Below are 11,639 nucleotides of genomic sequence, written 5' to 3' on the forward strand. Positions count from 1 at the left end.
CTTCTTACGAACGACTAGACCTCGGGGGAGGGGCCTTGCTGGCAGTCGTGCTCGCAGCGTTGCGGGCCCGCCGTGTCCAAGCGCTGACGTTGGTGCTGCTCAGCACCCTCGCGGCCGCGGCCGCGGCGGCCGCGCCCTGGTATGTGCTGGCCTCGACGGAGCGGATCGCCAACCGGCACGTGGAGCACGCGCCGATCCAGGAACGGTCGCTGGAGACGATCGGCGAGGGCCCCGTCGAGGGCGGGTCCGTCGAGGCGCAGATCGCCGCCCAGGCCCAGCTGACCCAGCGCATCGTGGGGCTGTCGGGCTTCGTGACGTACACGGAGGCGTATCTCGACGGCCGCCCGACCACCGGCAGCTCACAGGCGGCCAAGGGCGGCGGCAACGAGGAGCGCACCTCCGACTCCCAGCTCGTCGTGCGCACCGACGCCTGCTCGCACGCGACGCTCGAGGGCCGCTGCCCGGCCGCCGCCGACGAGGTCGCGCTCAGCTACCGCACCGCCCGCTGGCTGCGGGTCAAGGCCGGCGACACGCTGACCTACGTCACGCCGAAGCTGACCCGGCCGCTGCCGCTCAAGGTCGTCGGCGTCTACCGCCCCGACGACCCCAGCGCCCCGTTCTGGAGCAGCAACAACGACCTCGTCGCCAAGCAGCTGCCGACCGGCGCCCCGCCCGAGATGACCGAGCCGGTCGACGACGCCGTGCTCGCCGCGCCCGCGCTGTTCGACCACAGCCTGGCCCCGGCCGGGGTCGCCGTCCGCACGATCACCGACATGGTGGCCGAGCCGCAGCTGCTCGTCGACAACGCGCCCGGGGACGTCAGCTCGCGGCTGGCCGGGGCGACCGTCGAGGCCGGCAACAACCGGCTGACCCTCAACACCCAGCTGCGGGTGACCATCGACAAGGTCGAGCGCGATCGCCGGCTCGTGTCGCTGGGCGTGCCGGTCGGCGCCTTCCAGCTGCTCGTGCTGTGCTGGTTCGCGCTGTACCTCGCGGTCAAGTACACCGGCGAGGAGCGGCGCCCGGACATCGGCCTGGTGAAGCTGCGCGGCGCCACCCGCATGCGCACCTGGGCCCTGGTCGGCGGCCAGAGCGCGCTGCCGATGCTGGTCGGCGCGGTGCTGGGGCTGCCGATCGGGTGGGCCGGCGCGACCGCGGTCACCGGCGCCATCCAGGACACCGAGGTCAACGCGCTCGCGCTCGCCCTGTCGGTGGGCGCGGTCGTCCTGGCCGTGCTCGGCGCGCTGCTCGCCGCCCTGCTGGCCGAGCGCCGCGCGCTGTCCTCCAGCGTCTCGGAGCTGCTGCGCCAGGCCTCGGCCCGCAGCCGCGTCTGGCGCGACCTGTTCGACCTGCTGCTCGTCGTGCTCGCGGTCGTCGCCGTCTACCAGGTCAAGCACCGTGCGGAGGGCGACGCCGCAGGCCTCGCGCTGCTGGCGCCCGGGCTCGCCGCGCTGGCCTTCGCGCTGGTGGCCGCGCGGCTGATCACCTTCGCGGCCGGGCGCGCGGTCGAGGGGGCGCTGCGCCACGGCCACCCGGCCCGCGCGCTCACCGCGATCTACCTGGCCCGGCGGCCGGGCGTGCACCGGCTCGCCGCGCTCATGATCGCCACCGTGGCCCTGCTCACCACCTCCGCGCTGACCTGGAACGCCGGGCGCACCGACGGGCAGACCCGCGCCGAGCTCGAGATCGGCGCCGACCGGGTGCTCACCGTCCGGGCCGAGAACCGGCTCGCCCTGCTCAACGCCGTCCGGGCCGCCGACCCGGCCGGGAAATACGCGATGGCCGCGGTGGCCTCGGTGCGCTCGAACAGCGACCGGGTGCTGCTGGTCGACAGCCCGCGGCTGGCGGCGGTGGCGACCTGGCGGCCCGAGTACGGGCTGGGCGCCGTCCAGACCGCGGCCCTGCTGCACCCGGACGCCCCGGCGCCGGTGACCATGACCGGCGGCGACCTTGCCGTGGACCTCACCGGCCAGATCGACGGGGACAGCGACCGGGTGGTCTACCTCGACGTCGTCTTCGCCGACGCGAAGGGCCAGCGGGTCGCGGCGCGGCTGGGCCCGCTCGCCTCGGGCCGGGCGACGCTGCGGGCATCGCTGCCGGCCTGCGCGACCGCGCCCGGCTGCCGGCTCAGCTCGCTGCAGCTGGTGCAGTCGACCGCGGAGCAGAAGGTCTTCTTCGCGGCCCGAACCGGCGTGGACGTCGTCGTGCACGGCGCGACCGCGGGCGGGCAGCCGGTGCTGGGCAAGGACCTGCTCGCCGACCGGACCCGCTGGCGGCTGGGCGTGAACGGCAACCCGCCCAACCTGGTGGCCACGCCGGTCGGCGACGGGCTGCGCCTGACCGTCGCCCCGCAGCGCAACGGCGGCACCAACGACCCCGGCGTGTATCCGCTGGACACGCCGGCCCCGCTGCCGAGCGTGCGGGCCACCCGGCTGCAGCAGCGGCTCGTGGGCGACCAGCGGGTCGGCTTCGGCTCGGTGTCGATCTCGGAGGAGGTCGCCGCGACCGCACGGGCCCTGCCGCAGCTGGGGACCAAGGGGGTGCTGCTCGATCTGGAGTACGCCGACCGGCTCAGCGCGGACTTCGGGGCGGGCGAGTCGCTGCAGGTGTGGCTGAACTCGAGCGCCCCGGCGAACATCACGCGGCTGCTGCGCGACCAGGGGCTGATCGTGCTCGGCGAGGAGTCGATCGCGGGCACGGCCGACCGGTACGCGTCCTTCGGCCCGCCGCTCACCCTGCAGTTCATGCTGCTCTCGGCGATCGTCGGGCTGGCGCTGGCGATCGGAGCCGCGGTCGTCGTGGCCGCCGTCGAGCGCCGGCCGCGGGCCCGCGAGCTGGGCGCCCTGCGTGCCCAGGGCGCGTCGGCCCGCATGGTCAAACGCGTGGGCGTCGAGGGGTACCTCGTGCTGGCCCTCACCTCGCTGCTATTCGGGCTGATCCTGGCCGCCGTCATACGGGCCTACATCGGCGACGTCCTGCCCTACTTCGCCGACGGTTGGAGCAAGCCGTGAGCGGTGGGGACCTTGCGGAGGTGGCGGCATGATCGGTCTCGCGTTGGCGATGGTGCGGGCGCGGCCCGGGCAGGCTCTGACCGCGTTCCTGCTGGCCGTGTTCGCGATGGCCGCGGCCGTCAGCGCGCCGGTCTACTCCACCACCGCCGACCGTGCGGTCGTGCACAGCCAGGTGGCCGCGGCGACGACGAGCGAGCGGGTCGTGCAGGCGCGGCGGACCTCGCCCACCCCCACGGACCACGACTTCGAGAACCTGCTGCCGCAGCTGTTCAACGGCAGCGGGTTCGCCAGCGTCTTCAGCACCGAGTACGACATCCTCATCCCACCGCCGGCGCCGCAGGCCAACAGCATCGCGCCGCGCTTCGTCTACCGCGACGGCGTCTGCGCCCACCTGCGCATCACCGCCGGCCGGTGCTTCGTCAGCGAGACCGAGGTCGTCCTCAGCACGGCCCAGGTGCAGGAGCTCGGGCTGCACATCGGCGACGTGTTCGAGGCCGCCTGGGCGACCATCGACCCCCTGGGCGGTGACTTCGTCGAGCGGGGCAAGCGGGCCTCGCTCACCCTGGTGGGCTCCTACGACCCCCGCAACAAGGCCGAGCAGTACTGGTCCGACCTGGACTACTTCAACCCGCGCCCGAGCGCCCGGTTCACCACCGAGCCCGCCTTCGCCGGCCGCCTAACGCTGGAGGCGCTCGAGCACGGCCCGGAGAAGCAGGCCCTCGACGTCGTCATCGACGACTCGGCCATCACCCGGGAGTCGCTGGACGGCATCAGCGCGCAGGTCCAGGACGGCAAGAGCAAGCTCGAGGCGCTGCCCGGCCACGCGGTCGTCAGCACCGGGCTGCCGGCCCTGCTCAAGCGCATCGACGGCGACCGGAGCCTGGTGGCCGAGGTCGTGCCGGTGGCGGCGGTACCGCTGGTGCTGCTCTGCTGGTTCGTGCTGTTCATCGCCGTGGCCTCCGCGACCCAGGAACGGCGCCGGGAGCTCGGCCTGTTCTCGCTGCGGGGGCTCACCGTCCCGCGGCGCTGGTGGCTCGCGGCCGGCGAGAGCATCGTGCCGATCCTGGCCGGCGCCGTCGCCGGGTTCTTCCTCGGCCACTACGTCGTCCGCCTGGCCGCCTGGGCGCTGCTGAGCACCTCCTCGGACGTGCCGATCAAGGCCGGGCTGAACTGGTGGGCGGCCGTCGCCCTGGCCGGCGCGCTGCTGGCCGCGCTGCTCGCCCAGCGCGCCGAACTGGCCAAGCGGACCGTCGACCTGCTGCGCAACGTGCCCAGCCGGATCTCGCGCTGGGGCGCGCCGGTCTTCGAGGTCGTCGTCGTGGTGCTGGCCGTCGTCTCCGTCGTCCAGCTGCGCCGGGGCGGTGGCGGGCTCACCGGCTTCGCGCTCGTCGCCCCCTCCGCCGTGGTCATCGCGGTGGCCCTGGTCGCGGCCCGGCTCGTGCTGCCCGTGGCCGAGCGCGTCGGGCGGCGGGCCGCCCGGCGCGGGCGGATCGGGCCGATGCTGGCCGCCTACGCGCTCTCCCGGCGCCCCGGCACCCAGCGGATCCTGGCCCTCTTCGTGGTCGCGATCGGCCTGCTGGTCTTCGCCTCCACCGCCGCCAGCGCGTCCGCCGACGCCCGCGACCACCGCGCCCGCGTGCAGCTCGGCGCGCCCCGCGTGCTCACCGTCGACCCGCTCAGCCGGGCCGCGCTGCTGTCCAAGGTCCGCGCCGTCGACCCGCACGGGCAGTTCGCGATGGCGACCGCGATGCTGCCGGTCACCGAGGACGCCACGCCGCCGGTGCTCGCCGTCGACAGCCAGGCGCTCGCGGCCACCGCGCTGTGGGACGACTCGCGGCTGTCCGCGCAGAAGGCGGCCGAGCTGCTGCACCCGCCGCTCGGGCGCGACACGATCGAGGTCGACAACAAGGAGCTGTCGCTCGACGTGAGCATCGACAACCTGGTCGACGCCTTCCGCGTGCACTGGGTCGCGGTCGTGGTGCCCAAGGACGGCTCCGACGTCGGCCGGGTCGACCTGGGACAGGTGAGCACCGGCCGCAAGACCTACGTGCGCAACCTGCCGATGTGCGTCAACGGCTGCCGGCTCGCGGCGCTGGAGATGGAGCAGCCCGAGGCGCGCGGCTTCGACGCCGACGTCGTGCTGCACAGCCTCAGCCAGCACGGCAAGGCCATCGTCGACGAGGCGGGCTTCGCCCAGGCCGACGGCTGGCGGGTGCCGGACACGCCCGGGCCGAAGCTGCTCGTGCCGACCCTCACCGCGCAGCAGGACGGGCTGCGGGCCGAGATCTCCAACTACAAGGGCGCCGACACCGTGATGCGGGTCATGCCGACGGACGTGCCCGCGCCGCTGCCCCTGATCGCGGCCCGCACCGCCGGGTTCGGCGACCACATCGCGGGCCTGGACGGGACGCTGCAGCCCATCGGGCTCGCCGGCGAGGTCGAGACCGTGCCGCGGCTGGGCTACGGCGGTGGGCTGGTCGACCTGGACTACGCCGAGCGGCTCGCGACGGACGGGGGCGACGCGCTGTACCCGCAGATCTTCCTCGGCCCGAAGGCGCCCGCGGACGTCGTGGACCAGCTGCGCAAGCAGGGCCTGACGATCAGCCTCGACCGGCCCCTGGGCCCGGTGCGCGACGCGCTCGACGAGCAGGGGCCGGCCATCGCGCTGCGCTTCCACGAGCTGGCCGGCGTGCTCGGGGTGATCCTCGCCATCGGCGCCCTGTGGCTGGTCTCGAGCCTCGACCGCCAGCGCCGGGCCGGGGAGATGCGCTCCCTGCGCGCGCAGGGCATCGCCCGGCGCGACGCGGCCGCCAGCGGCTACCTCGCGCTGGTCGGCGCCGCGGTCGTGCTGGCCCCGTTCGCGGCGCTGGCCAGCTGGCTGCTGGTGCGCGAGTATCTTCCGGTGTTCAGCGACGACGCCCAGGGCTTCCAGGCCGCATACTGGCCCTCGCCGCTGCCGGTCGCCGTCGCCTGGGGAGCCGCCGCGGTCCTGCTCGCCGTCGCGGCGCTCGTCGCCGGCGCGAGACTGCGTGCGGCCGCGACACTGAAGCGCTGAGGAACCGCGATGGGAATGGGGACGCGATGAACGGACTGGCGGTCGCCTGCCGGCGGGTCGTGCACATCTACCGGGCCGAGGCGGGTGACGTGGTGGCGCTGGCCGGCGTCGACCTGTCGATCGGCCCCGGCGAGACACTCGCGCTCGTCGGGCCCTCGGGGTCGGGCAAGTCGACGCTCATCGCCCTGCTCGCCGGGCTCATGCGCCCGTCGGCCGGCCGGGTCAACATCGGCACGTACGACATGGGCAAGCTCTCCGACGGGGAGATCGCCCGGCTGCGGGGCACCGAGATCGGCGTCGTGCTGCAGGGGGCGGCGCGCAACCTGCTGCCGTACGCGTCGCTGCACCGCAACATCTGGCTGGCCCAGCGGCGGGCGGCCCGCACCGAGGGCATCAAGCTCGACGACCCGGACCGCATCCTCGACCTCGTCGGCCTGCCCGGCCTCGGCCGCGCCCGCATCGACGAGCTCGCCCCCGGCGCCCGGCAGCGCGCCGCGCTCGCCGTCGGCATCGCGGCCGGCCCCGGCCTGCTGCTCGTCGACGAGCCCACCAGCCAGCTCGACACGCACGGCCGCGACGAGGTCCTGGAGGCCCTCGAGACCGTCAACCGCGAGCGCAACACCACGATCGTCGTCGTCACCCACGACGGCGAGGTCGGCACCCGGCTCGGGCGCGCGGTGACCATCCGCGACGGCCGCGTCGGCGCCGAGGGCCGCGACGGCCAGGACTTCGCGGTGGTGGCGGGCGACGGCACGGTCCAGCTGCCGCCGGAGGTTCTCGGCGACTTCCCGCCCGGCACGCTCTTCACCGTCGAGCACATCGACGGGGCCGTCACACTGGTAGCGGGTGGATCCGACCGATCACTTGCGGCAGAGCACTAGGGGCGCGTGCAAAACTAGGGCCATGACCGACCCACGCCAGTCACAGTCGATCTTCACCCGCGGGGCGGTGGACCTCGGCGCCCTGGCCGCTCGCAACACCGCGGCCGCGGCGCGGCCCGCCCCCGATGCCCACGCGGGCGCCCCGGCCGGCGCCAACGTGATCGAGGTCACCGAGGCGAGCTTCCAGCAGGACGTCATCCAGCGTTCGCTGACCGCGCCGGTCGTCATCGACTTCTACGTCGCCGGCAGCGCGCCGGATCAGCAGTTCTCCCCGCTCCTGGCCGCGCTCGCGGCCGAGGGCGCGGGCGCCTGGACGCTCGCACGGGTCGACGTCGAGACGAACCCGCGCCTCGCGCAGATGTTCCGCATCCAGAACATCCCGTTCGTCGTCGCGATCGTCGGCGGGCAGCCGGTCGACGCCTTCAACCAGGCGCTGCCCGAGCCGCACCTGCGCCAGTGGATCGACGCGGTGCTGAAGGCGGCCGGCGTCGAGGTCGAGCGGCCCGAGGACCCGCGGCTGCTCGCGGCCGACGACGCCATGGCCGACGGGGACCTCGACGCGGCCGCCGCGGCCTACCAGAAGATCCTCGACGAGACCCCGAACGACATCGCCGCCGAGTCCGGGCTGGCCCAGGTCGGCCTGCTGCGGCGCACCGACGGCGTCGACCTGGCCGGCGCGCTCGCCGCGGCCCAGGACGCGCCCGACGACCTGCCGGCGCAGCTGCTCGCCGCCGACGTCGAGGTCCTCACCGGCGAGGCCGACAAGGGCTACACCCGCCTCGTCGGGCTCGTCCGCCGCACCGCCGGCGAGGAGCGCGAGTCGGTGCGCAGGCACCTGCTCTCGCTGTTCACCATCGCCGGCCCCGACGACCCCGCCGTCGCCAAGGCCCGCCGGGCACTGGCGAGCGCGCTGTTCTGACGGCGGCCGCCGTGCGCCGCATCGCCGTCGTCGACGCGCCGAGCAACCTCGGGTTACGGCCACCGACCGCAACCTCGGTGCCCGGCTGCGCCAAGGCGCCCGGCGCGCTGCGCGACCACAACCTGCTGACCCGGCTGGGCGCGCGCGACGCCGGCTGCATCACCCCGCCGCGGTATGACCCGGCGGGGTGGCAGCCCGGCGACGGCGTGGCCCAGTCGGCCGAGATCGCCGTGTTCGTCAAGCGCCTCGCCGACCGCATCGGCTCGGTCCTGAACGCCGGCGACTTCCCGCTCGTGCTCGGCGGCGACTGCTCGATCCTGCTCGGCGCCGGCCTGGCCATGCGCCGCTACCAGAACGAGGCCGGCGGGCGCATCGGCCTCGTCTACGTCGACGGGCACTCGGACTTCCGCCACGAGGGCAACGCCTCCTACGTGGGCGCCGCGGCGGGCGAGGCGCTGGCCCTCGCGACCGGCCGGGGGCAGGCCAACCTCGCTTCGATCGAGCAGCGCCGGCCGTACTTCCGCGACGTCGACGTCGCCCTCCTAGGCATCCGCACCCACGACGAGTACCGCCTCGATCTGCAGGCCGCCGGGATCGTCGCCCGCGCCGTGCCCGAGCTGCGCTCCAACGGGGCCGCCCGGTCCGCGCAGTGGGCCCGCGAGCAGCTGCGCGACTGCGCCGGCTTCTGGGTGCACGTCGACGTGGACGTCCTCGACCCGGCCGTGATGCCGGCGGTGGACGCCCCCGACGTCGGCGGCATCGCCTATCGCGAGCTGGAGATCCTGCTCAGCGGGCTCGTCAGCGACCCGCGCTGCCTGGGCGCGCAGGTCACCGTGTTCGACCCGGACTACGACCCGGACGGGCAGTACGCGGCGGAGGTCACGGACGTGCTCGTCGCCGGGCTCGAGCCGCTCATCACGTCCTCGGCCCTCGTGGCGGCGTCGCCGGACCCGATCATCTCGGCGCCGCCGTTCGCGGACCCGGTGTCGGCCCCGCCGATCTCGGCGCCGCCGCTGGCCACGCCGCGGCCGCCGGCCGCCCTGCCGCCGCTGATGCCGTCGCCGGACGGGCACTCGCCCGCCGAGGCCGGCGCGGTGCCGCGGTTCGTCGACGTCGCTCCCCGCATCTCTGACGTGTCGGAAATGTCCGACGGCGCGGGGTGGGCGGGGACGAGTGCGCTGCTCGCCGGGGCGGCGGCGAAGATCGATCGCGGCGTGGCCGAGGATCATGAGCCCGTTGACGATGAGCCCATTGACGATGAGCCGGTCGATGATGAGCCGGTTGCGGATGCCGGGGCCGACGACGACGCGGACGGCCCCGATGCGGAGCCGACCGCCGGCGCCCGGGGCTGGGACGAGTGGGCCGCGAGGGAGTCGCCCGGCGAGCCCGAGGACCAGCCGGCGTCGGCCGAGGCTGAGCTCGCAGCCGAGCCCGAGCCGGAAGCCGGGCTCGAGTCCGAAGCTGCGCCTGAGCCGGAAGCCGTGGCCGTTGGGGTGGACGGGGAAACCGCGCCGGAGAAGCCGGCCCGGCTGCTCGGGCTGTACAGCCGGTCCTCCTCGCTCTCGCTCGACTCGCTGCCTCGCGACGCGATCGGGCCCGGGGGCCTGAAGCGCGCCGGCGGGCCGTTCGTGCCCGCGCAGGCCGCCCGGCGCGGGGTCGAGGACTCGCCCGAGTCGCCGCTCACCGATGTCGTGCCCGCCGCCCGCACGCCGGTCGAAGAGGAAGAGACCACGAGCTGAGCGCGCCCGGGCCCCCGTCATGGATGCGGGAGCCCGGGCGCGGTCGCCTCAGCCGATGGTCTGGAAGAACTTGCCCGCGATCGGCACCGCCGCCGCGGTCGAGGCGCCGCCGTTCTCGACGAAGACGCAGAAGGCGATGTCGCCGCGGTAGCCCATGAACCAGGAGTGGGTGTGCGCGGGATCGTTGTCGTACTCGGCGGTGCCGGTCTTGCCCCGCAGGTCGCCCGAGAGGCCCTTGAGCTGGCTCGCCGTGCCCTCGGTGACGACCTCGCGCATCATCTGCCGCAGGGCGTCGACGGAGGCCTGGTTGAGCTGCGGGCCGTCGGCCGCCGGGCTCTTGGGGGCCGGCTCCAGCACCAGCTGGGGCTGCTTCCACTGGCCCCGGGCGATGCCCGCCGCCGCGGCCGCCATGATGACCGGGGAGACCAGGTTGGTGCCCTGGCCGAACGCGGCCGCCGCCTGCTCGGCCTTGGAGCCGTTCACCGAGACCTTGCCGGTGAACACGTCCACCCCGAGGTCCCACGGGATGCCCAGGCCCAGCGTCTGGGCCGTCTTGCCCAGCCCGTCGGGGGCGATCTGGGGCGCGAGCGAGGCGAACGCGGTGTTGCAGGACTTCGAGAAGTCGGTCCGCAGCGGTACGCTGCCGAGCTCCTCGTCGTGCGAGTTCTTGAACGTGCGGCCGTCGACCGTGAGCGTCTTCGGGCAGTTCACGACGGACTCGCCGGTCATGCCCTTGTCCAGCACCGCCAGCGCGGTGACCGCCTTGAGCATCGAGCCGGGCGGGGTCTGGCCGACGAGCGCGAAGTTGTTCGCGGCCGCGCCGGGACCGTTGGCCACCGCGACGATCGAGTTGTCGCTGATGCGGATCGCCACCAGGGCCGAGCGTCGCGTGTCGCCCGCGAGGGCCTGCTCCGCCGCGTTCTGCATGTTCTGGTCGAGGCTGAGCTTCACCGTGCCGCCGGTCGTGGCGTCCGAGGAGAAGAACTCCTTGTCGGGCGTGCCCTGCGGCATGGAGACGATCACCTTGACGCCCGGCTTGCCCTGCAGGACGGAGTCGTACTTCTGCTGCAGCCCGCCGAGCCCGACCACGTCCCCGATCTGGTACTTGCCGGGGTTCTTGTCCATGATCTCCTTCGTCACCTCGCCGGTCGTGCCCAGCAGGGCGCGGGCGAACTGCGCGGAGGGGGCGAGGGCCTGGGTCGAGTTGCGGGCGATCACGCCGGGGGTCGAGTTCAGCTTGTTCGCGATCGGGTCGTAGACCTCCTTGCGCAGGGTCACGATCTGCACGAAGGCGTCGGGCGCGGCGCTCTTCACCTTCGCCGGCAGGCCCGACACGTCGACGTCCACGTTCGCCTGCTTGAACGCGTCTGTCAGATTCCTGACCACGATGTTGATGTCGGTGATCGAGCGCGGCTGCACGCCGACGATCACGACCGGCTTGCTGCTCACGATCGGCTGGCCGGAACCGTCGAGAATGCTGCCGCGCGCCCCCGCGGTCTTACGGATCGAAAGTTTGTCGGTGGCCTCGAACTTCGGATTGATGGTCTTGGCGCCGAAGACGACCCGCCACTCCTTGTCCACCCGCTTGGCGTCGACCGTGGTGTCGTACTCCCACGTCGAGTCGGCCACCGGCCAGGCCACGTGCACGACGGCGCTGCTGTTGTCGTCCTTGACCACCGGCGCGCCCTTGAGGGTGAGCTTCGGCGGCTTGGCGGCCAGGTCACCCGCGACCGTCGTCCACAGCTTCTGCGCGGCGTCGCCGGCCAGGGCTTTGCCGTCCGGCCCCAAGAACTTCAGCCCGGCGAGGTTGCCCTGCTCCCAGGCCCCGAGGAACGTCTTGAGCGAGTCGTCCGGCGGCTTGCTGGAGCACGCGGGCAATGTGCCGAGCAGCGCCAGGGCGGCGGCGAGTGCGGTGACACGACGGATCGAAACGGCCATGGGGGCGATTCTGCGTCATGAAAGCTCGGTTCTGCACGCCCCAAGATCGAACAAGCGGGACAATTCAGTACGCCGAGCCCCGCGTGATCGGGTACA

5 protein-coding genes and 1 pseudogene are annotated in these 11,639 nt (G+C 74.0%); 5 read left to right on the plus strand and 1 reads right to left on the minus strand.

Annotation, left to right across the window (positions count from 1 at the left end; translation table 11 throughout):
• Positions 1-35: 35 nt before the first annotated feature.
• The 5 genes and pseudogenes from ACQP2P_RS06385 to ACQP2P_RS06405 form a co-directional block, all read left to right on the plus strand.
• Positions 36-3,011, plus strand: coding sequence for an FtsX-like permease family protein (locus ACQP2P_RS06385; protein ID WP_433614005.1), 2,976 nt, complete (start codon positions 36-38; stop codon positions 3,009-3,011).
• A 28-nt stretch (positions 3,012-3,039) separates the two neighbouring features.
• The gene (locus ACQP2P_RS06390) at positions 3,040-6,066 is read left to right on the plus strand and encodes an ABC transporter permease (RefSeq protein WP_433614006.1); all 3,027 of its coding nucleotides are present in this window, start codon (positions 3,040-3,042) and stop codon (positions 6,064-6,066) included.
• A gap of 26 nt (positions 6,067-6,092) precedes the next feature.
• Positions 6,093-6,947: an ABC transporter ATP-binding protein gene (locus tag ACQP2P_RS06395; protein WP_350616081.1), complete on the plus strand. Its 855-nt coding sequence runs from the start codon at positions 6,093-6,095 to the stop codon at positions 6,945-6,947.
• 22 nt (positions 6,948-6,969) lie between these two features.
• Positions 6,970-7,866, plus strand: coding sequence for a tetratricopeptide repeat protein (locus ACQP2P_RS06400; RefSeq protein WP_433614007.1), 897 nt, complete (start codon positions 6,970-6,972; stop codon positions 7,864-7,866).
• Positions 7,863-9,047, plus strand: a pseudogene (locus ACQP2P_RS06405) (arginase family protein); the annotation flags it as partial. The gene ACQP2P_RS06400 and the pseudogene ACQP2P_RS06405, both read left to right, overlap by 4 nt.
• A gap of 606 nt (positions 9,048-9,653) precedes the next feature.
• On the opposite strand, the gene ACQP2P_RS06410 reads toward ACQP2P_RS06405, so the two are convergent.
• On the minus strand, positions 9,654-11,543 hold the full coding sequence (locus ACQP2P_RS06410) for a penicillin-binding transpeptidase domain-containing protein (protein WP_433614008.1): 1,890 nt from the start codon (positions 11,541-11,543) through the stop codon (positions 9,654-9,656).
• Positions 11,544-11,639: the final 96 nt, after the last annotated feature.

The organism is Dactylosporangium sp. CA-139114 (genome assembly GCF_050955725.1).
In the GTDB taxonomy this organism is placed as follows: Bacteria; Actinomycetota; Actinomycetes; order Mycobacteriales; family Micromonosporaceae; genus Dactylosporangium.

What these genes read in the sequence shown, in the direction of transcription:
- ACQP2P_RS06390 (WP_433614006.1), top strand. Translation starts at nt 3,040, where the DNA reads ATGATCGGTCTCGCGTTGGCGATGGTGCGGGCGCGGCCCGGGCAGGCT.
- ACQP2P_RS06400 (WP_433614007.1), top strand. Translation starts at nt 6,970, where the DNA reads ATGACCGACCCACGCCAGTCACAGTCGATCTTCACCCGCGGGGCGGTG.
- ACQP2P_RS06395 (WP_350616081.1), top strand. Translation starts at nt 6,093, where the DNA reads ATGAACGGACTGGCGGTCGCCTGCCGGCGGGTCGTGCACATCTACCGG.
- ACQP2P_RS06410 (WP_433614008.1), bottom strand. Translation starts at nt 11,543, where the DNA reads ATGGCCGTTTCGATCCGTCGTGTCACCGCACTCGCCGCCGCCCTGGCG.